This window comes from Desulfatiglans anilini DSM 4660, from assembly GCF_000422285.1.
In the GTDB taxonomy this organism is placed as follows: Bacteria; Desulfobacterota; DSM-4660; order Desulfatiglandales; family Desulfatiglandaceae; genus Desulfatiglans; species Desulfatiglans anilini.
The window spans coordinates 67,544-91,402 of record NZ_AULM01000010.1 but is presented as its reverse complement, the minus strand read 5'-3'; the positions used below and the strand labels follow the sequence as shown (position 1 = coordinate 91,402).

Genomic DNA, 23,859 nt, shown 5'->3' with positions numbered 1-23,859 from the left:
CCACGGAATTTCACAAACCTTGCAGCAGGCCTTTTTCAACGGCCTGTACACCAGAGATTTTTCCACACGCGGCGCCGTACCGGAAGACCATATCCGGATGGATGGCAATAGAGAGACGTCATGCCCCCGCGTTCAGTCTCGAGCTTGCGGAACTATGCCGATTCTCGCCTATTTTCAACCCACTGTCCAGACCAGTCTCAGCAGGCCGGGGGTTGGTGCATCGAACTCCGTTTCTCGATGGGTGAATTTTGCCACCTGAAAGCTGATGCAACCACTCAAAATAGATCGTCAAGCATTTGTTATTGCATACTTTTGTGTAAAAAGGATTTTTCGGATTCCCTTCGGCCCTCTGACCTCCAAAACAATAAAGTCTTGAGCTCCGTCCTGCCCGGTGTTAAACATGTATTTTTTTGAATCTCTCTTTCGAAACAGGGCAATATACGCTAGGACCCTAAAGACATGGCGAAACCAAAACGTTCGGGCCGGGAGATCCTCGGTCAGGCCAGACAGGTTCTGACGATCGAGGCGGAAAGCATCCTCGCCCTGGTGGACAAAGTCGGCCCTTCCTTTACAAGGGCCATCGAAATGATCCTCAAATCCAAGGGACGGGTCATCCTGACGGGCATGGGCAAGTCCGGCCTGATCGCCCGGAAGATAGCCGCCACCCTGAACAGCACCGGCACACCCGCCCTTTTCCTGCATCCCGCGGAGGCCATCCACGGTGATCTCGGCATGGTGACGCAAGATGACATTGTCCTGGCCATCTCCAATAGCGGGCAAACGAATGAAATCAATATGATACTCCCCATTTTGAAACAGATGGGCACAGGGGTGATCGGATTCACCGGGCGGCTCGACTCTTCGATGGCCGCCCTCTGCGACGAGGTGATCGACGTCGGCGTCGACCGGGAGGCCTGCCCGATGGGATTGGCCCCGACAGCCAGTACAACCGCCGCCCTCGCCATGGGAGACGCCTTGGCTGTCGTCCTCATCAACCAGCATCGGTTCAGCCAGGACGACTTTCGGCGCTTCCACCCAGGCGGAAGTCTTGGCGAGCGCTTGTCGGTGAAACTGCGGGAGATCATGCTGACGGGCGACCGCATCCCCATTGTAACGCTGGATACACCGATCGCCGAAGCCATCCGTGAGATGAACGTCAAGGACTTGGGCGCAACGCTCGTCGTCAGGGAGGACCGAACCCTCGAAGGCATTTTCACCGACGGTGACATACGGCGCATCCTGCTCAACGACCGCCCAGATCTTGCCCGGCCGATCAGCTCCGTCATGACCCCCTCCCCCAAGACCGTCGACGAAGACCAGACCACCCTTGAGGCCCTGGGGCTGATGGAGCTTTACGAGATCACGCACCTGGCCGTCGTCGACCGGGGCCACTGCGTGGTCGGCATTGTCCATCTCCACGACCTGCTTGGGCGGGAGGAGTTCAAAGTCAATGGCAAACATCCGCTCCCCTAAGGGGCTCCTGACCGATCTCGTCACCCCGATGCAAGGCGACGGATCGCTCGACAGCCGAAGCCTGGGACGTCTGCTCGACCGTGTCGCAGGCAACTGCCAGGCGGTGCTCCTCGCAAGCCCACGGGCGGGCGAGGGCGTTTTCCTCGATCCGGACACCCGGGCCAAACTCCTCGAAGACGCCCTGCTGGTACTTCGCGGCCGAAAACCTGTCCTCATCTGGTTCACCAACGAAGATGAAGAACGCACCCGGCAGACCCTGGTGATCCTGAACCGCCTGCGGAAGCGTCACGCCGCGGAGCACGCCGTTTTCTTCGTCGATGCGCCCTTGTACTACCACAGCAACCGCGGGCTCGCCGCTCTCTATCGGGAATACCGGGAGTTGACCGGCGATGGGACGTTTCTGCTTTACAACGACCCGGCTCTCGTCGGTTCGACCGCAAAGCGGCTTAAACGCAGCAACATCCGCACCGCCATCCTGAAAGAGCTCAGCTCGCTGCCCCATCTTGCGGGCCTGATCTTCCACGGCTCCCTCGACCGCGCCGGGGGTTATCAGAAGGCGGTGAGGGCGCACCCCGATTTCCGGATCTACGACGGCGACGAGGAGCATTTTCTGGATTTTCCGAGCATGAGCGGCGTGGTTTCCTGCGGTGCGAACCTCCTGTCCAGCGGCTGGCAGACGATCATGCAGTCGTCGCTGCACCTCGAGGGATCTTCGAAAAACTACCCTGACTTTCTGAGACAGATCTGGGATCTCGGCAATTTCCTGCGCCTCGTCAAAAAGCGCTATGATGCTTCCCCGGCCGCTGTGATCAAAGCGGTCCTGGCAAAGGAGGGGGTCATCGAGTCCCCCTTTTCGCACGTCCCCTGCCCTGCGGCCGAAGCGCTGGCCGGGGAGATCGCAGCGATGATGAAAGACCGCCCACGGTGACACGCATTCAATCCAGACTCCATCCGGAAACGGTCTTTTTCGCCCATCTCTGCGTCAACCTGCACGTTGGCGTGCACGGCGACCGGCAGGCCGCCCCCGCGCAAACGCATGACGGCGTTGATATGGGCAGAAAACCCTCATTAGCGACTGGGAGATTCGGTTGCACCCGGCAAATCAATTCCGGACCGAAACCATCTGGGGCCGCACACCTGCTCCTGTTGCTGTGCGCCCTTCTTGTGGGTTCTATTTTTCTCCAGGGATGCCGCGACCAGAAAACGGCCGGTGAAACCGCCGGCCGCGAAGCGCCGGAGGTTGCGGTCTCCGTCGTTCCGATTCACCCCGCCCCCCTCCGCGACATCCTGATTCTGCCGGGTCAAACCGAACCGCACCTGGACGTGCGGGTCGCCTCCGATGCAGCCGGGCGTGTCGAGGCGCTCCTTTTCCGCGAAGGAGCCGCCGTTGCAAAGGGGGAGCTCCTGGCCAGGATCGATGTCGCGGCCCGCAAGGCGGCTCTGGACCGGGCTAAGGCGGCCTATGAACTGGCGGAAAACGTTTACGACCGGCGCCGCAAGCTCTTCGACCGGCGGATCATCACCCAGGAGGAGCTCGACTACAGCATCGCCGAACGGACCCGTGCCGAGGCGGATCTCGATCAGGCCCGGGTGGAATACCAGGACGGTTTCGTGCACGCGCCGATCAGCGGCCGCGTCAACCTTCTGCACGTGGACCAGGGTGAATTCATCAGCCGGGGCGACCCGTTGCTGGACCTCGTCGACATCGAGCAGATCGAGATCATCGCCAGTGTGCCCGAGAGCGATGTCCGTTATCTCCGGGTCGGTCAAAGCGTACAGGTCCGTATCGATGCCCTGCCGGGAAAAGAGTCCCTCGGCCGCATCGATTTCATCGCCTTCAAGGCCGATCCCGCCACCAAGACCTTTCGGGTGAAGGTCGTGATGGACAATACGGCCCTCGAGATTCGGCCCGGCATGATCGCGAGGCTCGCCTTCCTGCGCCGCGTCATTCCCGATGCGCTGGCTGTTCCCCTCTTCGCCGTCGTTGACCGGAGCGGCGAACGGCTGGTCTTTGTCGTCGAGGACGGTTTCGCCCGCGCACGCAGCGCGGAGATCGGTGTCATCGAAGGGGACCGCGTCCAGATCGTCACGGGTCTCGAGCCTGGAGATCAGCTGATCGTCAAGGGGCAGCGCAACGTCGAAGAGGGAACGAGGGTCCGGATCCAATGATCATCAACCAAACCGCCCTCAAGCGGGAGGTAACGGTCTTCGCCCTGCTCGTCCTGATCGTCGTCACCGGTCTGTACTGCTACCTGACCATCCCGCGGGAATCCTTTCCGGACATCACCATCCCCTACGTGTTCGTCAACACGACCTATGAGGGCGTGGCCCCGGAAGACATGGAAGAACTGATCACCGTCCCCATCGAGCGCAAGCTCAAGGGCCTTGCCGACGTTGAAGAGATCCGCTCGACATCGGCCGAAGGCATCTCCACCGTGGCCATCAAATTCCTTCCCGACATCGATATCGACGATGCCGTGCAGAAGGTCCGGGACAAGGTGGACCAGGCCAAGCCCGACCTGCCCAATGACCTGCCTGACGAACCGGTCATCCTCGAAGTCAACTTCTCCGACCTTCCGGTAATCCGGGTGGTCCTCTCGGGCCCCTTCAATCTGCGGCGCCTGCAGAATTTCGCCGAGGATCTGGAGGATCGCATGGAGGCGATCCCGGGGGTGCTCGACGCCGAACTGAGCGGCGGTCTCGAGCGGGAGATCCATGTCGCCTTCGACCTCGACCGGGTGGCCGCCTACAACGTGCCCTTTTCGAGCATCGTGGAGTCCGTCACAAGAAGCAACGTCAACATGCCGGGCGGCAGCATGGACATCAGCGAGGGGAAATACCTCGTGCGGGTCCCCGAGGATTTCAAACAGCCGGCGGAGATCTTTTCGATCGTCGCCTTCGTCCGCGACGGGAAACCCGTCTACCTCCGCGACATCGCCACCATCCTCGACACCCACAAAGACCCCCTCACCCGAAGCCGCATCAACGGCGAGCAGAGCGTGACCCTCGCCATCAAGAAGCGCACCGGCGAGAATATCGTCCGGGTCACAGACGAGGTCAAGCGGGTCGTCGCGGAAATGAAACCGCTCCTCCCTTCCGCGCTCGCCATCGACCTGACCTCCGACATGTCCGACGACGTGCGGCTCATGATCGCGGATCTGGAGAACAACATCCTCACGGGCCTCGTCCTCGTCCTGGCGGTCATCTTCATCTTCATCGGCGGCCGCTCAGCCTTCTTCGTGGCGTTGGCCATCCCCTACTCGATGCTCATCACCTTCGCGCTCCTCGCCGCCTTCGGCATCACCCTCAACATGGTGGTCCTCTTCTCGCTGATCCTCGCCCTCGGCATGCTCGTGGACAACGGCATCGTCATCGTCGAGAACATCTACCGCCACATCCAGCAGGGAATGACGCGCGGGGAGGCGGCCGCGGTCGGCACCGATCAGGTCGCCTGGCCGGTGATCACGTCCACGCTGACCACCCTCGGCGCCTTCTTCCCGATGCTCTTCTGGCCCGGCATCATGGGGGAATTCATGAAGTTCCTCCCGCAGACCATCATCATGGCCCTGTCGGCTTCCCTCTTCGTGGCCCTGGTGATCAACCCCGTCCTTTCCGCACGCTACCAGACGGCCAAACCGGCAGCCCCCGCCAACGGCGCGCAGCCGGGCCGTGAACCGCTCGTCAAGCGCGTCTACGCCCGCCTCCTCGAGGGGTCCTTAAGACATCCGATCCTGGTGGTTTTCCTGGCCTTCCTGCTTCTCATCGGTTCGGCGGCAGCCTTCGGGCTCCTCGGCAAGGGCTTCGAGTTCTTCCCTGAAACCGAACCACGGCGTGCCTATGTCCACATCAAGGCGCCCGAGGGGGCGAGCCTCGACGCCTCCGACCAGCTCGTCAAAGAGGTCGAGTCCGTCCTCTCCCCATACGAGGACATCCGCTATGTCATCTCCGACGTCGGGCTGGTCGGAGGGGACCCCTTTTCACAGGGCGGGACCGGCACCCACCTGAGCCGGGTGGCCCTCGATTTCCGGGAATTCCACGACCGGACGCGCCCATCGTCCGAAATTGTCAAAGAGGTTCGCACCCGGCTGCTGGAGCGGATCATCGGGGCGGAGGTGCAGGTCGAAAGAGAAGAGGAAGGCCCGCCCACCGGTCCGCCCATCAACCTCGAGATCAGCGGCGATGACATCCACGTGCTCGGCGAACTCGCCGCCCGGGTCCACAAGGCGATCAGCGACATCCCCGGCCTCGTTGACCTGAAAGACAACTTCGTCAAGGGAAAGCCGGAGATCCGCATCCGGGTCGACAAGGAAAAGGCAGCCCTCCTGGGGCTCGACACCTATTATATCGCCTACACCATCAAGGCCGCCATCAACGGCGTCAAGGTCGGCGTTTTCCGCGACGGGAAGGATGAATACGACATCCTGGCCCGGCTCCCCGAGCGCGACCGCCACAGCATCGAGAACCTCGAGCGTCTCACGATCTCGGGCCCGCGCGGAGAGCCGATCCCCCTGTCTACGGTCGCCGAGATCGGCATCGCGAGCGGCCTCGGCGCCATCATGCGCCTCGACCAGAAGCGCGTCGTCACCATTTCGGGGGATGTCTCCGGGAGGCTCGCCAATGAGGTCATCCGGGATATCGAGGCCCGGATCGGGGCGGGATTCGAGTGGCCCCGCGGCTACAACCACCGCTTCACCGGAGAACAGCAGGAGCAGGAAAAGGCCTCGGCCTTTCTCTCGAAGGCCTTCACAGCCACCCTTTTTCTGATCTTTCTGGTCCTGATGACCCAGTTCAACTCCTTTTTCACGCCCTGCATCATCCTGACCTCGGTCCTCCTGTCCCTGATCGGGGTCTTTCTGGGCCTCCTGATCACCGGGACCCCCTTCGGCGTCATCATGACGGGAATCGGCGTCATCAGTCTGGCGGGAGTGGTCGTGAACAACGCCATCGTGCTGATCGACTATTACAACCAGTTGAAAAACCGCGGGATGCCATTCAAGGAGGCCCTGGTGCAGGCGGGGATGGTGCGGTTCCGGCCCGTTATGCTTACGGCCATCACCACCATTCTCGGGCTCCTCCCCATGGCGACCGGCATCAGCCTCGACTTCAGACGGCTGGCCTTCGATATCGGCGGGGAATCTAGCCAATGGTGGGGCCCAATGGCGGTCGCGGTCATCTTCGGACTGGCCGTCGCCACCCTTCTGACGCTGGTGCTCGTCCCGGTGCTCTGCTTCATCGTGGAAAGCGGGCGCGCATGGCTCGAGGGGCGCGGGAGCCGCGGCACCCGCAAAAAGGCAGCCGCCTGACCGTAAACGTCAAGAGGAAGTCCGATGGTCGACGTTCCCAAAAGCATCCGCGTCAGCGGATACGCCGCCGAAATCGTCTGCGGCCTCCTGCCTCTGCCGGCCAGGGAAGCCGTTGCGGCGCATCTTGTCGAACACCGCGACGCCGCGGCCGTTCCAGCCATGATTCTCCATCGTTTTCCAGACTATGTCGGCGCGGAGGAGATCAAGCGCCTCTGGTACGAAGACCTGGACGCGATGCGTCGCATCATGCAGACAGCCGGACTGCGATGGCGCGATTTCCGGGAACTCGACAACCTCTTTCACCTGCGGGGCTTCGGCGGAGGCAGGGAGGGGCCGGGCCTTTTCGAGATCGGATTCTATGAGGGGGAGCGTTGTGTCTTCGAGTTCGTCCCCTACGACCCTCCCCCTGATGTCGATCCGCCCGCCCTTCATCTCCGGACGGTGCCGCTCCATTGGCTGGAGCCTCCCCGGGTTCCCCCGCATCCGCCGGATCAAAGCGCCGTCAGCGCAGGCACCTGGGCCAAGGGCACGGTGGTCTACCCCCTGCCGCCGGCGGAGATCATCGACCCCCGTGCCCTGAAATTGGACATGGCGGACCTGACCTCGATCGGGATCGGTGAAGACTCCTTCGTTGCCGGCCTCCGCTATCGCGGGGCGGCTTTGGAGGACGAAACGGTAAAGATCGGGGAAGAAGAAGGGTACCCCGTGACCTGGTATTCGTCTGCGCGCAGACGCTGGATGGAGATGTATCAGCGGGACTGACACCCTCTCAGGGGCGCTTCAGCATGGCTACCGTTGCAAAGCGCCCGGTGGCGCCCTCCCCTCTGTAGGAAAAGAACAGATCCTTCCGGCAGCGGGTGCAGATCCCGGCCGTCTCGATCCGTTCCCGCCGCAGGCCGGCGGCCATCAACTGATGGATGCTGAGGCCCCACAGGTCGAAATGCGCCTCCCCCACCCTGAAGGCGTTGAAGGAACGGGGAAATATCTCCCGGAAGGATTTGAACTCCGCACAGCACGGGCCGAGCGATGGTCCGACCCCCGCGCGGATGTCCCGCGGGATGCATCCGAAGACCTGCTCCATCACCGACACCGTACAGCCCAGGATGTTGCGCACGCTGCCGCGCCACCCGCTATGCGCGACCGCCGTCACGCGCCTTTCCGGGTCGAAGAGAACGACCCCCTGGCAGTCCGCCTGCTTGACCATGACGGCCAGACCGGGGGCATCGGTCACCAGGGCATCCGCGTCCGGAACCGTGTCTGCCAAGGCCGCTTCTTCCGGCCGAATCACCGCCACCGTATCCCCGTGGCACTGGTTCATCCAGAAGAGCCTCTCGGCCCCCAGGTGGCGGCGGATCCTCTCGAGGTTCCCCCGCACGCACCCTCCCGCATCGCCTACGCTTTCGCTGACATTGAGGGTGTCATACGGCGGAGAGCTTTCCCCGCCGCGCCTCGTGAAAACGGCGTGCGAAAGGCCGGGCTGCCGGGACAGGCCGGGGAACCGCAAAAATAGAGGGATTTGGGAGATCATGTGGAAAGAGGATTGGAGTCCTTGGCCGTGCATCCCCATTCGAAAACGCGACGAAGCGCCTCGGGATCCGGGAGATAGGAGGTAGATTCCATCACGACACAGGCATTCTTACTTACCGCTGCTTCCTTCCGGACCTGGCGGGGTTCATAAGCGCCGGTTACGTGAGGTCCACCTCGTCTCCAGGACGCCCTGGGGCGGTTTCGCGCGCCCCCTCAGTGGAGATCTTCGACCCCGCATGAGCGGATTTCGGGCTACAGGGCACCGCTAACTCCCCGTCTAGCACGACCAAGGCCTGATATCTCGTCCTGGATCAAGAACTTATCAAAAAAGATCAACGCGTTCCTTGAGCTCTTTACCCACCTTGAAAAAGGGCAGTTTCTTGGGGGCTACCTCGATAACATCCCCCGTCTTCGGGTTTCTTCCCTTATAGCCGTCGTAGTTCTTCACCTTGAAACTGCCCAGTCCACGAATCTCGACCCGCTCGCCCTTGACAAGGGCCATCTCCATTTCGGCGAAAATCGTATTGACCACCTCTTCGGCCTTCTTGAGCGGCAGATTTTCTTCTTTGGCAAGCGCTTCGATCAGCTGCGACTTGTTCATGGCACTCCTCTGGTGAAAATAAGGGAACGATTATGAGCGGTTACCGAGTAGATTGGGTAAACCTAATGGATCAGCCGCGTGAAGTCAAGCCAGAAAATGGATCCCCCATCCCCCTTCAGCCCAAAACGACCTATCCCGCCCGAGAAAGGCTCGAGACCTGGTAGAGGCGGTCCCGAGGCCCGATCCCCCTTCTCGAAACTATAGACCGATTCTTCGCCCACGCCCGAAAAACAAACGTTTGTGCGCAGGCATTCGGCGCCCGGCCCAGACTTAATCCTGCAAATCGAAGCCGCGAAGGGCATAAAAATCGCCGTTTCCGGGGAGGGAGCACAGCCCTGACCAGTCGCCCATTTCCGGCAGACACGATTTACATTCCCGCCGCGTTGCGTTATAAATGCGCAGACCGGCACGCACTGAAGCACCTGCCCGTTCGCCGCCCGCGCTTTCCGCCCCGGAACCGGTACCGGGAACCGCAGACTACCATGCGTCGTCCTCGGATGTAAAACACCCTTGTTCCGTGGACTCCCGCCGCATCTTCAAGGGAGCCCGCAAACCGCCGCCGGGCAGCCCGGCGAACTTAGAGCCGGGCACACGCCTGTTCAGCAACCCCAAAGGGGGTCGCAGACCGGGCGGCCTGCCCGGGGAAAGAAGGATCGTGCATGAAACCGCTGACCCACAAAGGCGTCGAAACCCTGGTGCCCTACCCCCCCGGAAAACCCATCGAGGAACTGGAACGGGAACTCGGCATCTTCGGTTCGATCAAGCTCGCCTCGAACGAAAACCCGCTTGGCCCTTCCCCTATGGCCGTGAAGGCGATCGTCGAGAAGATCCCGAATCTCCACCGCTATCCCGATGGGAGCGGCTATTATTTGAAGCGCAGGCTCGGGCAGCTTCTCAGCCTGCCGATGGAACAGATCATCCTCGGCAACGGCTCCAACGAAATCATCGAACTGATCATCAGGACCTTCCTTGCTCCGGGAGATGAGGCCGTTCAGGCCTTTCCGACATTCCTGGTCTACGAGAAGATGGTGCTCGGCGCCGGCGGGCTCATGATATCGGTCCCGCTGAAGGATTTCAGGATCGGTCTCGACGATGTTCATGCCGCGGTCACACCCCGGACCAAGATCATCTTCATCAACAACCCCAACAACCCGACCGGAACCATCCTTTTGAAGGACGAGATGCTCCGGTTCCTGGAGGACATCCCCCGCGACATCGTGGTCGTCCTCGACGAGGCCTACATCGAATTCACCACCGATCCGAACGTCGCCCGCGGAGAAGATCTGCTCGCCGTTTGCCCGCGTCTGATAGTGCTGAGGACCTTCTCGAAACTCTACGGCCTGGCGGGTCTCCGTATCGGTTATGGGTTCGCGCAGCCCGAACTGATCGATTACATGAACCGGGTCCGTCAGCCCTTCAACGCAAACGCCCTGGCGCAGGCCGGCGCGACGGCCGCTCTGGATGACCGCGATTTCGTCGCCCGCACCCTCGATACCACCCGCGCCGGGCTTGCTTTTCTCCACGCGGGGCTTCGTGAGATGGGCCTCGAGGCCCTGCCCACCCAGACCAACTATTTCCTGATCCGGGTCCCCATCCCCGGGAAACGGGTTTTCGAGCGGATGCTGCACGAAGGCGTGATCATCCGCGCCATGGACAGCTACGGTCTGCCGGAGTTCATCCGCATCAATGTGGGGCTCCCCGAGGAGAACGAACGGTTTCTCAACGCCATGAAAAAGGTGCTCGAAAGCGAAAGGCGGTAGTGCACTGGGAAACATCGTCGCCATAGACGGTCCAGCCGGCTCGGGCAAGAGCACCGTCAGCCGCAGCCTGGCCCGTGAACTCGGCTTCCTTTACCTGGATACGGGCGCCATGTACCGGGCCGCCGCCCTCGCCGCACAGCGCCGCTTCGGCAGCCGACTTCCCGGTGAAGAGCGGCTCGGAGCATTCTGCCGGAGCCTCGATGTGCACTTTTTGAACGAGACCGACCCTCCCCGTCTCTTCCTCGGCGAAGAAGACGTCTCGACAGCCATCCGCACACCCCAGATGGATATCCTGTCCTCGAATCTGTCCGCCATACCGGAGGTCAGATGGGCCATGGTCTCTCTTCAGCGCGGAATCGCGGCCTCGGCCGACCTCGTTGCCGAAGGCCGGGACATGGGGACGGTTGTCTTTCCCCGGGCGCAGCACAAGTTTTTCCTGACGGCCTCCCCTGAAACCCGTGCACGCAGGCGCTGGCAGGAACGGTTGGACCGGGGGGAGGACGCCGTGTTCGAGACCGTGCTCATCGAGCTCAAACGGCGGGACCGTCAGGATGAAAACCGTCCGGTCGCTCCGCTGCGTCCCGCCCAGGACGCGACGCTGATCGACACAGACGGCATGGAGGTCGATGCGGTGCTCGAAGCTCTGCTGAAAATCATCAAAAATTATTGAATAACGGCGGGCTTGATGAAATAGACGGTTGATATTATTTCCCGGATTTGTTAGTAATAAACATTTAAGCCAGCACGCAGGGCCAAAATGATGCAGGGGGGTACCAACTTTAATGGAAAAATCAACAACCGGCTTAACCAATAACGACACGTACGAAACCGAAAACATGGAAGCATTCCCCAACGACCGGGAAGAAGGCATGATGCAGGCCTCGGCCTCGGATGACGACATCGGATCCATGGACGACCTGCAGGACACCGAAAACTTCATGGAACTCTACGAGGAGAGCCTCAAGAGCATCCAGGAAGGCGAAGTGGTCAAAGGGGAAATCGTCCAGATCGACAAAGAATTTGTTCTGGTCGATATCGGTTACAAGTCCGAAGGGCAGATCCGGATCCAGGAATTCATCGACCCGGACGGCAACATGACCGCCAAAGTCGGCGACAAGGTGGATGTCCTCCTGGAAAGGCGTGAAAACGAGGACGGCACCATCATCCTTTCCAAGGAGAAGGCCGCCAAGATCAAGATCTGGGACGAGATCAAGGACATTTACGAGAGCAATGGAACCATCCAGGGGAAGATCCTTTCGCGTGTCAAAGGCGGACTCTCCGTCGACATCGGTCTCCAGGCCTTTCTGCCTGGATCGCAGGTGGATCTCCGGCCGGTGCGCGACATGGATTCCCTGGTCGGCACCGAGCACGAGTTCAAGATCGTCAAGTACAACAAGCGCCGGGGGAATATCGTCCTGTCGCGACGGGCGATCCTCGAAGCCGAGCGCGCCTCTCAGCGCGAAAAGACCCTGGCCCTCCTCGAAGAAGGCGCCATCCTCGAAGGCGCGGTCAAAAACATTACGGATTACGGTTTGTTCATCGACCTCGGCGGGATCGACGGACTCGTCCACATCACCGACATGTCCTGGGGGCGCGTCGGGCACCCCTCTGAAATGCACCAGGTAGGCGACACGATCCGTGTCAAGGTTCTCAGCTTCGATCCTGACAAGGAGCGTGTCTCCCTCGGGATCAAGCAGCTTACCCCGGATCCTTGGACCAACGCCGCCGTGCTCTATCCGCCCGGCACCAAGATCAAGGGCAAGGTGGTCAGCCTGACGGACTACGGCGCCTTCGTAGAGGTCGAGCAGGGCGTCGAGGGCCTTATCCACGTCTCCGAGATGTCCTGGACCCGCAAGATAAGGCATCCTTCCCAGATTCTGAACATCGGCGACGAGGTGGAGGCATTGGTCCTCAACCTCGACATCGAAAAGAAGCGGATATCCCTCGGCTTGAAACAGGTGGAACCCAACCCGTGGGATGTCATCGAAGAAAAATATCCGGTGGGGACCACGATCGAAGGACGTATCAAGAACATCACCGATTTCGGGATCTTCATCGGCATCGACGAGGGCATCGACGGTCTCGTCCACATCTCGGACATCTCATGGACCAAACGGATCAAGCACCCCTCCGAGATCTACAAGAAGGGCCAGGAGGTGCAGGCCGTCGTCCTGAACATCGACAAAGAAAACGAACGTTTCTCGCTCGGGATCAAGCAGCTGGCCCGCGACCCGTGGGACGAGATCCCCATCCGCTACAAACCCGGCACCCGTGTAACGGGGACGGTCACGAACGTCACCGACTTCGGTTTGTTCGTCGAACTGGAGGAGGGGATCGAGGGGTTGGTCCACGTCTCCGAGATCGCCAAGGACAAGCGGGGCAATCCTCTCTCGCGCTTTCAGGTGGATGACGTGATCCAGGCGAAGGTGCTGAATGTCTCCCCCGAGCAGAAGAAGATCGGCCTCTCGATTCGCAAACTCGAGGAAGGTTCAGAGAAGGAGAACTACACGAGCTATCTGAACAACCGTACAGAAGCGACGTCCAACCTGGGTGAACTGCTCAAGGAAGAGATGATGAACCTTCAGCGTCAGAGCGCCGCTGCGGCCGATGACGACGAAGAGCCGGGAGACGGCGATTTCGGCGAGGAAGAGTCCGACACCGACGCTCCCAAGGAAGAGTAACTCGAAGCCACATCGATTGCGCATCCCCTGCATCCAAGAAAGATCCGCGCCGTCGGCAGCCGTTCATCACCGTTGGAGCACCAGCCGGCTGCAGACGGCGCTTTTCGACCATAGGCCCCCATGTCCTCGAAAAAACGCTCCCTATTGGCTGTTTTCCTGGTCCTGTTCTCCGCGGCCGTCTTTTTCGGAGGGCTGCTCGTGCTGGTCATGCACCTCGCAGGGCCTGCCCCTGGGATCGCGTTCGGTCAAAAGATCGGCGTCGTCACCCTGAGCGGCCCGATCATGGACAGTCGCGAGGTGCTCGCCCAACTTGACGGGTTCAACCGCGACAAATCCATCAAAGCCATTATCCTGAGGGTAGACTCCCCGGGGGGGGCCGTCGGACCCAGCCAGGAGATCTACCGCGAGGTCAAAAGGATCAGCCAAAGCAAGCCCGTCGTGGCCTCCTTCGGAAGCGTCGCCGCCTCCGGCGGCTACTACGCGTCGGCCGGCGCCACGCGCATTGTAGCAAACCCGGGCACGATCACCGGGAGCATCGGCGTGATCATGGAGTTCTTCCGCTTCAAAAGCCTGCTGGAGAAGATCGGCGTCGAACTCGAGGTGCTCAAGACCGGGGAGTTCAAGGACATCGGCTCACCGCACCGGGATCTGACGGACCGTGACCGCGAGATGATCGGGCACCTGATCGGAGATATTCAGGAGCAGTTCGTGACGGATGTCGCCGCCGGAAGAGGGATCGAAATCGAGAAGGTGGTCAACATCGCGGACGGACGCGTTTTCTCGGGGGCAAAGGCGAAGGAACTGGGGCTGGTGGATGCGCTCGGCAATTTTCAGGACGCCGTGATCCTCTCCAAAGAACTTGCCGGCATCTCAGGAGAGGCTGAGCTCGTCCTCCCGAAGCGGCGCGAGATCGATTTTCTCAAACTTCTGACCGAATCGGCCGTCCAGGCCGTCATCCGCTCGCTGGAAGGCTCATCATCACGGATCCACTACAGGTGGCAAGGGCTCCCTGAAGCAGGCCTCACTCGAACAGACTGACATCCCCCTTCCCCACCCGGATGACCTCCGGAATGTCATCGATCAGCGAGACGACGCTCGACGGGCTCTGCGAAACCAACCCTCCGTCGATGATAGCATCCAGCTGGTGGCCGAAGGCCTCCTGGATGGAAAGCGGATCGTCGAACCCCGCGCTCGTGCTGATAATGGGCTTTCCCAAGGCATGGACGAGCGCCTGACAGATATGGTTGTCAGGCACCCGGATTCCGACCGTCTTGCGTTTTGTCAGCATGATCTTCGGGACGAGGCGGGTCCCCTCGAGGATGAAGGTGTAGGGGCCGGGCAGAAGACGTTTCATCGTCTTGTAGGCATAATTGGAAACGACCGCATACCGGCTGATCTCCGTCAATCCATCGCAGACGAAGGAAAAAGGCTTTTTGAGGGGCCTGTTCTTGAGGCGGTAAATCAGCTGAATGCCTTTTTTGTTGTAGAGATCGCAGCCTATGCCGTAGAAGGTGTCCGTGGGGTAGGCGATCACGCCGCCCCCCTCCAGGATCTCGGCCACACGGTGAATCAGCCTCTGTTGCGGGTTTTCAGGGTTGATGGCGAAAATCTGCGCCTTTTTGCCGGAGCCCGCTACTCCCGTCATGGAAAAACCCTCCGTCTGTCTTCTCGGATTTTGCCGCGCCCCCCTCCGCGGCCAGCGCCAAAGGGTTGCCGCTCGAACCATTGATCGGCCGCGGTTTCAAGGGTTGCCGTCGCCCAGGCCGAAGAGTTATCATGAGCAACTTGTACAGCGCCTGCTCCTGCAGCCGCTGCGAGATTCTCGAAGACGCCCTTTTCAAGGGCACATCCTCTTTATGGAGCCGTCTCGATGGATGGATACGCTATCGCCCTGGTTTTCGCAGTTCTCTTCGGCCTGGCCATCGGGAGTTTTCTGAACGTCCTCATTCATCGTGTTCCGCTCGGAAACTCCATTGTCGCGCCGCGGTCCTCCTGCCCTCATTGCGGCGCACCAATTCGCATCGGCGACAACATCCCCATCCTGAGCTACCTGATGCTGAGAGGCAAATGCCGCACCTGCCGACGCCCCATCAGTCCGCAGTACCCGATCGTCGAGGCCCTGACCGCCGGTTTGAGCCTTGCCCTCTTTATCAAATTCGGGCCGACATTGCAATATCTTCTCTTTTTTCTCTTCTGCGCGGCGCTGGAGGTCATCAGCGTGATCGATCTACACCACCGCATCATCCCTGACATCCTGTCTTTGCCGGGGATCCTCTGCGGCCTCGCCGCCGCCCTGTTGCTCGGCCACGTCAGCTTCGTCTCCTCCCTCATCGGAGCCATCGCCGGCGGGGGGATCCTTCTTCTGATCGCCTTCGCCTATGAACGGCTCACCGGACGCACCGGGATGGGTGGCGGAGACATCAAGCTGCTCGCGATGATCGGCGCCTGGCTGAGCGCCTGGTCCCTGCCCCTGGTCGTCCTCATCGCCTCTCTGAGCGGGATCGTGACCGGGCTCGTATTCATCGTCACAAGCGGGCAGGGCCTCAGGACCCGCATCCCTTTCGGCCCCTTCCTTTCGCTCGGAGCGGTCATCTATCTCTTTTTCGGGCCGCTCATTACGCGCTGGTACCTGGACGTCCTGTCCTAAGACGGCTGCCCGCGCCCTCTCCGGCATCGAAAAGCCGGGACGGAGCAACGGAAAACCCCTCACAGGCGGCCTTCAGCCCTCCGGAACATACGCCCTGTACAGGACGGCGCGACCCTGAACGGTGTAGGAGCGCACCGCAGCCGCCACCACGGCGGAGGAACCCTGCCGCAGACTGAGCGCCTCGCCCGTAACGGCATCGCTGATCAAGGCCTCGCCTTCGATACACAGAAGGATCTCGACGCTGTGCTTTGCCTCCGCCGCATAGCAGTCCCCTTCCGACAGCGCAATCCGCGACAGCCCGAACTCCTCCGCCGGCACATCGAAGACGGACTCGAACGGGTGGTCGGTCCTGGCTCGGAGGACCTCGACCGGCCGCGGATCGAAGCGCGCGATGTCCAGCAGCCCTTCAAGATCGACCCGCTTCCCGGTCAATCCGGCCCTGACAACGTTGTCGGAGTTCGCCATGAGTTCGATTCCCACTCCCCCGAGGTAGGCGTGCAGTTCCCCCGGCGCGACGAAGAAGCCTTCCCCGGGATCGAGCCGAACGAGGTTCATGAAAAGCGGCGCGAGGACGCCGATATCGGCCCGATATCGCTCCCCCAGACGAGCCACCCACTCGAACGCCGGGTGGGCTCCATCCAGGGCACGGGCGCAATCCATCGTCTTTTCGAGGCACTGTTCGCGTGCGCCGGCCGGCAGCTCGAAGAGCCCACGAAAAAGCTCCCTGATGGCCTGTGGATCTGCACCGTCCGCAGCCCCCTGCAATCCACTCAGCTCTACAGGCACTCCAGCCCGCCCGAGGAGTTCGCCTATCTCAACCGCAGGCCGGAACCCCTTCAGCGCCTCGAAAGACGTCACGGCCACCAGCAGTTCGGGTTTGTGGTTGGGGTCCCTGAAATTTCTTTCGAGCCCGTCGAGCGGGACTCCCTCCCGGTTCTCCCGCTCGAATCCTTCCCAGGCCTGCCGCCGGTCCGGATGAACCTGGATCGACAGCGGTTCATCCGCCGCGAGGATCTTGAAGAGGAACGGCAGCTCCGACCCGTATCGGCTCGCCGCCGACGGCCCCAGCACCTCTTCGGGGTGCTGCGCGATCCACCGGTCCAGCAGGAACCGCTCACCGTTCCGAACCAGACACGAAGGCGCCTTGTTGTGCGCCCCCATCCAAAGCTCGGCCCACGGTTCGGCGGCCTCATCTGCGCCCAACAGCCGGGGAATGGCGGTCCGGGACCCCCAGGCATAGTGCATCACACGGTTCTCCAACAGGCCGAGGCCGGAAAAGGCCGTTTCCTTTTCCATCCTCACCGCTCCTCCCCTGCAGCCGTCCCGGCCTCTCTTTCCCCCGCCAGATGCTCCCCTAAAAGCGCCTCGAGCTCCCGTACCTTCCCCCAATAGAAATGGTCCGTGCCGGGGATCACCTTCAAAACAGCCTCGGGGTTCCACTGCGGAACCAGCCGCTCCAAAAGATCGGCGGGCGCGATGTCATCTCCATTTCCCGTGATCACAAGGCTGAGCCGGTCCAATGTCTGCAGGCCGCTGAAATCCATGAAAGCGGCCGGGGGAGACACCATCACCACATCGCGTGCCTGCGGCAGCCGCGCCAGTGCATGGGCGATCACCCAGGCCCCGAACGAATACCCCGCCAGATCCACCTGCGTCTTTCCCTCCCGCGCCAGGAGGTCGCAGGCGGCCCGAAGATCGGCCTGTTCGCCCACCCCTCCGCCGTGGGTCCCGCGGCTCGACCCGACGCCCCTGAAATTGAAGCGCAAGGTGGTGAACCCGGCCCGGCCGTAGGCCTGTACAAGCGCAGCCACGACGGGGTTGTGCATATCCCCGCCGTAAAGCGGATGCGGATGGGCGATCACCGCGCCACGCAGCCCGGGCCGCCGGCTGATCAGGCCCTCCAGGTCCAGCCCTTCGCTTTCAAAAAAGATCCTTTCCTCGCTCAAACCGTTCTTTTCTCCCTCCCGTCAGCCTCCCCGGTTCCATCCTCCTTGCATCACACCTCGACCGTGCTGTCTCATTCGGCTCGCAGATCCCGTTCTCCTCGAGGCCCGGGATCCGGCTCAACGCCTCACACCGTCCGGCAGGGGTTGGTGAGCGTCCCTATGCCTTCGATGGTCACCGAGACCTCATCGCCGGACTGAAGGTAGACAGGCGGATCGCGAAAGGCGCCGACCCCGCTCGGAGTCCCGGTCAGAATCACATCGCCCGGCTGGAGCGTGAAGTTGCGCGACAAGAAGGAGACCAGCTCCGGGACCTTGAAGATCATCCGGCTCGTTCGGCTGGACTGCATCAGCCGGCCGTTCACCCGGCAGGTGATCTCCACATCGAGCGGCTCGGTGAAGGCGTCGGCCGTCACGATCCACGGGCCGAGCGGGCAGAAGCTGTCGAGGGACTTCCCGCGCACCCACTGCCGATCCCCGAACTGCAAATCCCTGGCGCTGACATCGTTCGCGCACGTGTAGCCAAAGACAGCCGCGAGCGCATCACCGACGCCGAGGTTTCTGCTCCGCCGCCCGATGACCACGGCCAATTCCGCCTCGTAATCCACCTTTTCGGTCAAGGACGTGTCCCACGTGACCGCCTCGCCGTGCGCCGCGACGCTGTTCGGAAACTTGGCAAAAAGAAGCGGCCGCTCAGGCGGGCGCCCCCCGCTTTCATCGGCATGATCCCTGTAGTTCAGGCCGATGGCCACAATCTTGGAGGGCCGGGATACGGCCGGGGCCCAGAGGACCTGGCCGAGCGGGAGCGGTGCCCCCGCCGGGCGGAGTTCCACCCGCTGTCTCAGGTAATCGATCAGGTCACCGCGGAAATCAACCGGTTGAAGGCCCCCCTCACCGATCAGACCGATGCGTATCTCATCCCCCTGGCGGTACTGCGCGATCCTCATGCCGAAAACCCGTCTCAACTGGGATTCTCTTGCGGTTTGCCTTCCTCGGCCAGCGACAAATGCACATACCGCTCGCCTTCTTTCAGCAGATAGAAGCGTCCCATCGCCTCGAAATGCGAGGCGTAGGAAAAGACCGTCTCGGCGTCCTGGGCCTCGGAAAGCTTCTCGAGAAGCGCGGAGAGGATCGTCCCCATCAGCTGAAAATCCTGCAGGACCAAACGCGAAGGGATCATGATCTCCTTTTCGGCGAAGTGCGCCTCGATCCCTGCGGTGACAAAGGCCCCCTCCTCCGCCACGTAGCGGATCTCAACCACCTGGCCGGGCTTCCTTTTGTTCTCGATGGATGCAATCGTCGTTGCAGCTGCTGTCAACGGTTGGTCGTCATTCACGATGATCTTGCTCCCTTCCTGCTCCTGGAGACCGCAAAAGGCCTTTCCCCCAGTCGGCGGCCAGAACCGGCCCCCCGGCAAGTGTAAAAAGGGTCTGCCGGGAAGGCGTCCCCGCCCCCGGCTGACATCCCTGCAGGGCACTATTTCACAGGGCCCCCGGACCGTCAAGACGAAAAGGCCCTTGCCTTGCAGGCTTCGCCGGCATGACACATCTCCTACTTGCTTGATATCCTGCTTGGGACGAAAAGGCCCTTGCCTTGCAGGCTTCGCCGGGCTTATGATGCCTTGGCGAAATGCTCATCCGCGCCGCCCCGGAAGGCCTCCATCCACTCCAAGGAAGCGATTTCGCCGAACGCTGTGGCCTCTCCGGCGGAAATCGCCGCGGCACCCATCCGGTCCTCGCGGGAGCAGCACCGGAACCGTTCTTCGTTCGCCGATCGACACCGGCCGCGAACCGCTGAACCACAACGTTTGACAGAGGCAACAACATGAGCAGAGAAAAAGCGCCGCCAAAACCGCCTTCCGACGCGTCGAAAAAGACCTTCTGCCGTCAATGCCGCCTGATGTATGACCGGCGCCTCGTCTGCGGATCCGGCGGCAATCTGGCGCTCCGCAACGGCGGCCGCATCCTGCTTTCCCCGACCGGCCATTCCCTGCGCGCGCTGCAGCCCGCTCAGGTAGCGGTGACAGACGGGGACGGGCACCTCATCGAAGGCCTTCGGCCGACGCGCGAAGCCGGAATGCACCTGGCGGTCCTGCGGGCGAGGCCTGATGTCCACGCGGTCTGCCACACCCACGGCGCAGCGATCATTGCAGCCTCAAGTCTGCTCACCCCCGGACCGGAATCCCTGCCGCCCATTACACCAGGCTTCGCGCTTTGCGCGCACCCTCTCCCTCTGATTCCCTACTTTACACCCGGTTCGAACGAACTGTCGGCGGCCGTCGCCGAGATTCTAGGGAGCGGCGGCCGTCAGGCGGTCCTCCTCCAGAACCACGGTCTGGTAACGACAGGCCGCGATTTCGACGAGGCCTTCAACGTCGCCGAAGAGGTCGAAGAGGCCGCCCATGCTTACCTCCTGGCCCGAGGAAAGGCCCGTTTTCTTACGTCCGCCGATCTCGATCGTCTGAAGTGACCTTCCGCGAGGTGCCGACGGCACCCGGAGAACGGGGGGCTCAGGTGCTGCATCCGCCCTGCGGATAGCTCGCCTGGGCCGCTGCTATCCGCGCCAGGAGGCGCCGCCACCAGCTCTGCTTCTTTTTCAACCCCTTTTCCTCGTTCAAAACCCACTCCTTTTCGCAAAGAGGAAGGCTGTTTCCTTACATTACAGGTAAGATTCTAGCACAGAACCCTCCTCCCTGCGCCAAAGATCTTGCAATCCGCACCGAAATTATATACATAGATCCATTCGGAAATGCCCCTGGAGCGCTGACAACTTCCTCAGCGGGATGCGTCCCGGTCTGCCCTAAATCCGTCCGTTCCAATCCTTGCGCACAGACAGGCTGCAAGACGGTGCGTTTCCGAATGGTCGCTCAAACGCCAACCGCTCCTATACGCTCCATGCCGGCGTGCTTCCAGGCTGGAGGCGTCTGGAGCGGGGCGGCTGCACCGAGTTGATCCGCGGCATTCCGGCGTACAGCATTATTCCACCAGGAGGGAAAGATGAAGGTACTGGTTGCATTTCTGTCCGAAACGGGGAACACGGCAAGGTTGGCCAACGGCATTTTCGAGGCGGTAACGGAGGCGGAGAAAGATCTTTTGCCCATCCCGGAGGTGCAGAACACCGCCGATTACGACTTGATCTTCTGCGGCTTTCCCGTTCATGCCCATAGTGTCCCAGGCAAAGTGGAAGCCTTTGTCAAGTCGCTCCCCGAAGGGAAAAAAATCGCTTTTTTCGCCACCCATGGCTCCCTGCGGGGAGGGGAACTGGCCATCACGGCCTTCTATCATGCGCTGACCATCGGTTCGAAGCTCAAGATCCTCGGCACCTTCGGATCACGTGGGCAGGTCAAACCCGCGCTGATCGATGCTTTGATGCAGAAACCCGAAAACAAGGCATGGGCGGAAGAGGCGCAGAGCGCAGCCGGTCATCCCGACAAAGCAGACATCGACGACGCGAAGGCATTCGCGCAGACGATGGTCATGCGGGCCCGCGCACGATAAAGAGCCTTTCGTCCGGAAAAGCCCGTTCGGAGGCCTCACCGAACGATGATTTTCAGATCGGCGGGGCCTAAACCACACCTCCCCGCCCGGGAAACACTCCCATAAGGCAGCAACGGATCGTCCCCGTCGGCGGGCATTCCGGGACCTGCTTTGAGAGGCATTCCAAAGAGCCCGAAGAGGAAGACGCTCAGCGGCGCCCGGTGCCATTGAGCGCGGCCGCCTCAGGCTGACTGGACGGTGGCTTCGAACGGGCCCCCCGCGGGAGGCCTTTGTCCCGCTGAGCGCCGTCCTGCAGGATGGAACTCGGCCCACACCCTGCACCCGCCCTTATGGGTGGAAATTTCCTGCAGGGTGTTTCATAATCGAGAGGCAGCCGACATGAAAGCGATGATCCTTGAAACACTGACACGCCTGGATACCGAGAAACAACCTCTCAGGCTCGTCACACTCCCGGACCCCGTCCCCGGTGATGCGGAAGTCCTCATCCGCGTGTCGGCCTGCGGCGTTTGTCATACCGAACTGGATGAGATCGAAGGCCGGACGCCCCCGCCTTCGCTCCCGGTCGTTCTGGGGCACGAGGTCGTGGGAGAAGTCGTTTCATCGGGCCGAAACGCGACGCGCTTCCAGGAAGGGGACATCGTCGGCGTGGGCTGGATCTTCGACGCTTGTGGAAAATGCGCCTTTTGCAGGCAGGGGCTCGAAAACCTCTGCCCCGGGTTCCGGGCCACCGGCCGCGATGCAAACGGCGGATATGCGGAAATGATGGTCGTTCCGGAAGACTTCGCACATCCCATCCCGCCGGTGTTCACCCCGATCGAGGCCGCGCCGTTTCTGTGCGCAGGCGCCATCGGCTACCGCTCCCTTCGGCTGAGCCAAATCCAGAACGGTCAAAGCCTCGGCCTTACGGGCTTCGGCGCATCGGCTCATCTAGTCCTCAAGATGGTCCGCCACCGCTTCCCTGACACGGAGGTCTTCGTTTTCGCCCGCAGCGAAGCCGAACAGGCCTTCGCGCGGGAGCTCGGCGCTGTCTGGTCAGGCCCTGCGGAAGACGTGTCCCCCCGTAAGCTGGATGCTATCATCGACACCACGCCGGCATGGAAACCGGTGGTCGAAGCGCTGAAGAATCTCGAAAGCGCGGGCAGGTTGGTCATCAACGCCATTCGTAAGGAATCGGCCGACAAGGACGAACTCCTCAAAATCGATTACCCCGCCCACCTGTGGATGGAAAAAGAGATCAAAAGCGTCGCCAATGTCGCCCGCGCGGATATTCACGAATTTCTTCAACTCGCGGCGGAGATCCCCCTCAAACCTGAGGTTCAGGAATTTGCCCTCGATGAGGCCAACCAGGCCCTGGTTGAACTGAAAGAACGAAAGATCCGGGGCGCAAAAGTCTTGAGGATCGCGTGAGTCCCCAGAACCGATTCAAAGGAGGTTGATCACCATGTTCCTGAATATCCTGGTTCCGTCCGACTTTACGGAGAAGAGCCTGCATGCGGCCAAGATTGCGCTGCAATTGGCCAAGCTGCAGCAGGGCGCCAAAGTCACCCTGCTCCACGTTATCGAAACGATCGAAGGAGCTGAATACGCCGAATTCGCGGAATTCTACGAGAAACTCCACAAGCGCGCGGTCAGGAAGATGCAGAAGCTGGTCGAATCTTTGGGGTCCGAGGCTGCCGCTGCCCAAACCCCCATCGTGTTCGGCAAACGGGTGTCTGAAATCATCCACTTCGTCCATGAAAACCAGGTGGACCTGATCGTCCTCGGCTCCCACAGGATCGATCCGGAAAAAGCCCCTGAGGGTCTGGGCACCATCAGCTACAAAGTGGGCATTCTTTCTCCATGCCCCGTGCTGATGGTGAAATGAGCGCCTCGGTCTGTAAAACGACACCAGCCGGAATGGCCGGGGAATGCCGCCTTCGGCCCGGCAGGAAAAGGGCTGGCATGTCGTCGGCGCCCGCTCCGGCCGACAGCGGCACCCTTGGCACGGAGGTGCGTCCTTTGCCGAGCGGCCGGGCAAAGCTTCGGCAATAGAATCATCGACGATCCATCGAGCCCGGAGAAGGTAGATCATGAAGGAGATGCGTATCAAGTTGAGCGATCTGTGGCGCGCCACTCTCGCTGACTACACGGGGAATGAAGGGTATATCGGCATCGATCCGGAAGGTGAGCGCTACCACATCATCGTGCCGGTCGACCGGCAGATCGCGCGCAGCGTCAGGGCAGGCATTCCGCCCGAAGACGGGACCCCTTTCGGGGGCTACTCCGGTTGGCGTTATTTCGGCTGTCTTCCCTATGAAGGCGACAAAGTCGACCACGGAAAAGACCGGAAGGCAAGAGAGGAACGCACCCTCGAAAACGGCTGGCTGATTCAGAAATGGGGTGCAGCCCTGGGGCTTGAGATCCGGCTTCTGGAGGATCTTCTGTAAG

22 protein-coding genes and 1 other RNA gene are annotated in these 23,859 nt (G+C 61.4%); 15 read left to right on the top strand and 8 right to left on the bottom strand.

Translation table 11 applies throughout. From position 1 onward, the window contains the following. The first annotated feature begins 459 nt into the window (after positions 1 to 459). The 5 genes from H567_RS0109675 (at position 460) to H567_RS0109655 (ending at position 7,538) form a co-directional block, all read left to right on the top strand. Complete coding sequence (locus H567_RS0109675) at positions 460 to 1,473, top strand: KpsF/GutQ family sugar-phosphate isomerase (protein ID WP_028321249.1); 1,014 nt, start codon at positions 460 to 462, stop codon at positions 1,471 to 1,473. Continuing rightward, positions 1,451 to 2,401, top strand: coding sequence for a dihydrodipicolinate synthase family protein (locus H567_RS0109670; RefSeq protein WP_028321248.1), 951 nt, complete (start codon positions 1,451 to 1,453; stop codon positions 2,399 to 2,401). Before H567_RS0109675 ends, H567_RS0109670 begins: the two co-directional genes overlap by 23 nt. Before the next feature lie 236 nt (positions 2,402 to 2,637). Next, the gene (locus tag H567_RS0109665; protein ID WP_161626590.1) at positions 2,638 to 3,642 is read left to right on the top strand and encodes an efflux RND transporter periplasmic adaptor subunit; all 1,005 of its coding nucleotides are present in this window, start codon (positions 2,638 to 2,640) and stop codon (positions 3,640 to 3,642) included. Beyond that, the gene (locus tag H567_RS0109660; protein ID WP_028321246.1) at positions 3,639 to 6,776 is read left to right on the top strand and encodes an efflux RND transporter permease subunit; all 3,138 of its coding nucleotides are present in this window, start codon (positions 3,639 to 3,641) and stop codon (positions 6,774 to 6,776) included. Before H567_RS0109665 ends, H567_RS0109660 begins: the two co-directional genes overlap by 4 nt. A gap of 24 nt (positions 6,777 to 6,800) precedes the next feature. Continuing rightward, positions 6,801 to 7,538, top strand: coding sequence for a hypothetical protein (locus tag H567_RS0109655; RefSeq protein WP_028321245.1), 738 nt, complete (start codon positions 6,801 to 6,803; stop codon positions 7,536 to 7,538). Between the two features lie 7 nt (positions 7,539 to 7,545). Here the strand turns inward: H567_RS0109655 and pgeF are convergent, their stop codons facing one another. The 3 genes from pgeF to H567_RS0109645 form a co-directional block, all read right to left on the bottom strand. After that, positions 7,546 to 8,304 carry a peptidoglycan editing factor PgeF gene (pgeF, locus tag H567_RS24130; RefSeq protein WP_035253925.1) on the bottom strand — a complete coding sequence of 253 codons (759 nt, stop codon included), beginning with the start codon at positions 8,302 to 8,304 and terminating at the stop codon, positions 7,546 to 7,548. Between the two features lie 25 nt (positions 8,305 to 8,329). Then, an RNA gene (gene ffs / locus H567_RS27840) (signal recognition particle sRNA large type) lies at positions 8,330 to 8,589 on the bottom strand. A 36-nt stretch (positions 8,590 to 8,625) separates the two neighbouring features. Beyond that, entirely contained in the window at positions 8,626 to 8,904 is a 279-nt protein-coding gene (locus tag H567_RS0109645; RefSeq protein WP_028321244.1) for an HU family DNA-binding protein, read from the bottom strand. A gap of 659 nt (positions 8,905 to 9,563) precedes the next feature. On the opposite strand from H567_RS0109645, the gene hisC reads away from it, so the two are divergent. The 4 genes from hisC (at position 9,564) to sppA (ending at position 14,383) form a co-directional block, all read left to right on the top strand. Further along, complete coding sequence (hisC, locus tag H567_RS0109640) at positions 9,564 to 10,664, top strand: histidinol-phosphate transaminase (RefSeq protein ID WP_028321243.1); 1,101 nt, start codon at positions 9,564 to 9,566, stop codon at positions 10,662 to 10,664. A 4-nt stretch (positions 10,665 to 10,668) separates the two neighbouring features. Then, on the top strand, positions 10,669 to 11,334 hold the full coding sequence (cmk, locus tag H567_RS0109635; protein ID WP_028321242.1) for a (d)CMP kinase: 666 nt from the start codon (positions 10,669 to 10,671) through the stop codon (positions 11,332 to 11,334). Between the two features lie 112 nt (positions 11,335 to 11,446). After that, entirely contained in the window at positions 11,447 to 13,345 is a 1,899-nt protein-coding gene (locus tag H567_RS0109630; protein WP_028321241.1) for a 30S ribosomal protein S1, read from the top strand. A 120-nt stretch (positions 13,346 to 13,465) separates the two neighbouring features. Next, complete coding sequence (gene sppA, locus H567_RS0109625; protein ID WP_028321240.1) at positions 13,466 to 14,383, top strand: signal peptide peptidase SppA; 918 nt, start codon at positions 13,466 to 13,468, stop codon at positions 14,381 to 14,383. Here sppA and H567_RS0109620 read toward each other — a convergent pair. Beyond that, positions 14,367 to 14,990 carry an L-threonylcarbamoyladenylate synthase gene (locus H567_RS0109620; protein ID WP_051184680.1) on the bottom strand — a complete coding sequence of 208 codons (624 nt, stop codon included), beginning with the start codon at positions 14,988 to 14,990 and terminating at the stop codon, positions 14,367 to 14,369. The genes sppA and H567_RS0109620 overlap by 17 nt on opposite strands. A gap of 225 nt (positions 14,991 to 15,215) precedes the next feature. On the opposite strand from H567_RS0109620, the gene H567_RS0109615 reads away from it, so the two are divergent. Continuing rightward, on the top strand, positions 15,216 to 15,992 hold the full coding sequence (locus tag H567_RS0109615) for a prepilin peptidase (protein ID WP_028321238.1): 777 nt from the start codon (positions 15,216 to 15,218) through the stop codon (positions 15,990 to 15,992). Between the two features lie 72 nt (positions 15,993 to 16,064). On the opposite strand, the gene manA is transcribed toward H567_RS0109615, so the two are convergent. The 4 genes from manA to H567_RS24115 form a co-directional block, all read right to left on the bottom strand. Beyond that, positions 16,065 to 17,288: a mannose-6-phosphate isomerase, class I gene (gene manA, locus H567_RS0109610; RefSeq protein ID WP_051184679.1), complete on the bottom strand. Its 1,224-nt coding sequence runs from the start codon at positions 17,286 to 17,288 to the stop codon at positions 16,065 to 16,067. A 2-nt stretch (positions 17,289 to 17,290) separates the two neighbouring features. Next, on the bottom strand, positions 17,291 to 17,938 hold the full coding sequence (locus H567_RS24125) for an alpha/beta hydrolase (protein WP_051184678.1): 648 nt from the start codon (positions 17,936 to 17,938) through the stop codon (positions 17,291 to 17,293). 125 nt (positions 17,939 to 18,063) lie between these two features. Further along, complete coding sequence (locus tag H567_RS24120) at positions 18,064 to 18,900, bottom strand: fumarylacetoacetate hydrolase family protein (RefSeq protein ID WP_051184677.1); 837 nt, start codon at positions 18,898 to 18,900, stop codon at positions 18,064 to 18,066. Next, a complete protein-coding gene (locus tag H567_RS24115) occupies positions 18,897 to 19,271 on the bottom strand; it encodes a hypothetical protein (RefSeq protein WP_153306124.1) in 375 nt (124 codons plus the stop codon). The genes H567_RS24120 and H567_RS24115 overlap by 4 nt, the downstream gene beginning before the upstream one ends. Positions 19,272 to 19,759: 488 nt before the next feature. On the opposite strand from H567_RS24115, the gene H567_RS0109585 reads away from it, so the two are divergent. From H567_RS0109585 to H567_RS0109560, 5 genes are all read left to right on the top strand, one after another. Then, positions 19,760 to 20,404 carry a class II aldolase/adducin family protein gene (locus H567_RS0109585; RefSeq protein ID WP_028321234.1) on the top strand — a complete coding sequence of 215 codons (645 nt, stop codon included), beginning with the start codon at positions 19,760 to 19,762 and terminating at the stop codon, positions 20,402 to 20,404. Positions 20,405 to 20,931: 527 nt separating this feature from the next. After that, positions 20,932 to 21,432, top strand: a complete 501-nt coding sequence (locus H567_RS24110; RefSeq protein WP_035253921.1) for a flavodoxin family protein — start codon at positions 20,932 to 20,934, stop codon at positions 21,430 to 21,432. A gap of 378 nt (positions 21,433 to 21,810) precedes the next feature. After that, positions 21,811 to 22,839, top strand: a complete 1,029-nt coding sequence (locus H567_RS0109570; RefSeq protein ID WP_028321233.1) for a zinc-dependent alcohol dehydrogenase family protein — start codon at positions 21,811 to 21,813, stop codon at positions 22,837 to 22,839. Between the two features lie 34 nt (positions 22,840 to 22,873). Next, the gene (locus tag H567_RS0109565; protein ID WP_028321232.1) at positions 22,874 to 23,296 is read left to right on the top strand and encodes a universal stress protein; all 423 of its coding nucleotides are present in this window, start codon (positions 22,874 to 22,876) and stop codon (positions 23,294 to 23,296) included. 205 nt (positions 23,297 to 23,501) lie between these two features. Continuing rightward, positions 23,502 to 23,858, top strand: a complete 357-nt coding sequence (locus tag H567_RS0109560; RefSeq protein WP_028321231.1) for a hypothetical protein — start codon at positions 23,502 to 23,504, stop codon at positions 23,856 to 23,858. The last annotated feature ends 1 nt before the right edge of the window (position 23,859 follow it).

Excerpts from the sequence above, each read along its gene's own strand:
- H567_RS0109675 (WP_028321249.1), top strand. The coding sequence starts at position 460 with ATGGCGAAACCAAAACGTTCGGGCCGGGAGATCCTCGGTCAGGCCAGA.
- H567_RS0109670 (WP_028321248.1), top strand. The coding sequence starts at position 1,451 with ATGGCAAACATCCGCTCCCCTAAGGGGCTCCTGACCGATCTCGTCACC.
- H567_RS0109660 (WP_028321246.1), top strand. The coding sequence starts at position 3,639 with ATGATCATCAACCAAACCGCCCTCAAGCGGGAGGTAACGGTCTTCGCC.
- H567_RS0109655 (WP_028321245.1), top strand. The coding sequence starts at position 6,801 with ATGGTCGACGTTCCCAAAAGCATCCGCGTCAGCGGATACGCCGCCGAA.
- pgeF (WP_035253925.1), bottom strand. The coding sequence starts at position 8,304 with ATGATCTCCCAAATCCCTCTATTTTTGCGGTTCCCCGGCCTGTCCCGG.
- H567_RS0109645 (WP_028321244.1), bottom strand. The coding sequence starts at position 8,904 with ATGAACAAGTCGCAGCTGATCGAAGCGCTTGCCAAAGAAGAAAATCTG.
- hisC (WP_028321243.1), top strand. The coding sequence starts at position 9,564 with ATGAAACCGCTGACCCACAAAGGCGTCGAAACCCTGGTGCCCTACCCC.
- H567_RS0109630 (WP_028321241.1), top strand. The coding sequence starts at position 11,447 with ATGGAAAAATCAACAACCGGCTTAACCAATAACGACACGTACGAAACC.
- sppA (WP_028321240.1), top strand. The coding sequence starts at position 13,466 with ATGTCCTCGAAAAAACGCTCCCTATTGGCTGTTTTCCTGGTCCTGTTC.
- H567_RS0109620 (WP_051184680.1), bottom strand. The coding sequence starts at position 14,990 with ATGACGGGAGTAGCGGGCTCCGGCAAAAAGGCGCAGATTTTCGCCATC.
- H567_RS0109615 (WP_028321238.1), top strand. The coding sequence starts at position 15,216 with ATGGATGGATACGCTATCGCCCTGGTTTTCGCAGTTCTCTTCGGCCTG.
- manA (WP_051184679.1), bottom strand. The coding sequence starts at position 17,288 with ATGGAAAAGGAAACGGCCTTTTCCGGCCTCGGCCTGTTGGAGAACCGT.
- H567_RS0109585 (WP_028321234.1), top strand. The coding sequence starts at position 19,760 with ATGAGCAGAGAAAAAGCGCCGCCAAAACCGCCTTCCGACGCGTCGAAA.
- H567_RS24110 (WP_035253921.1), top strand. The coding sequence starts at position 20,932 with ATGAAGGTACTGGTTGCATTTCTGTCCGAAACGGGGAACACGGCAAGG.
- H567_RS0109570 (WP_028321233.1), top strand. The coding sequence starts at position 21,811 with ATGAAAGCGATGATCCTTGAAACACTGACACGCCTGGATACCGAGAAA.
- H567_RS0109565 (WP_028321232.1), top strand. The coding sequence starts at position 22,874 with ATGTTCCTGAATATCCTGGTTCCGTCCGACTTTACGGAGAAGAGCCTG.
- H567_RS0109560 (WP_028321231.1), top strand. The coding sequence starts at position 23,502 with ATGAAGGAGATGCGTATCAAGTTGAGCGATCTGTGGCGCGCCACTCTC.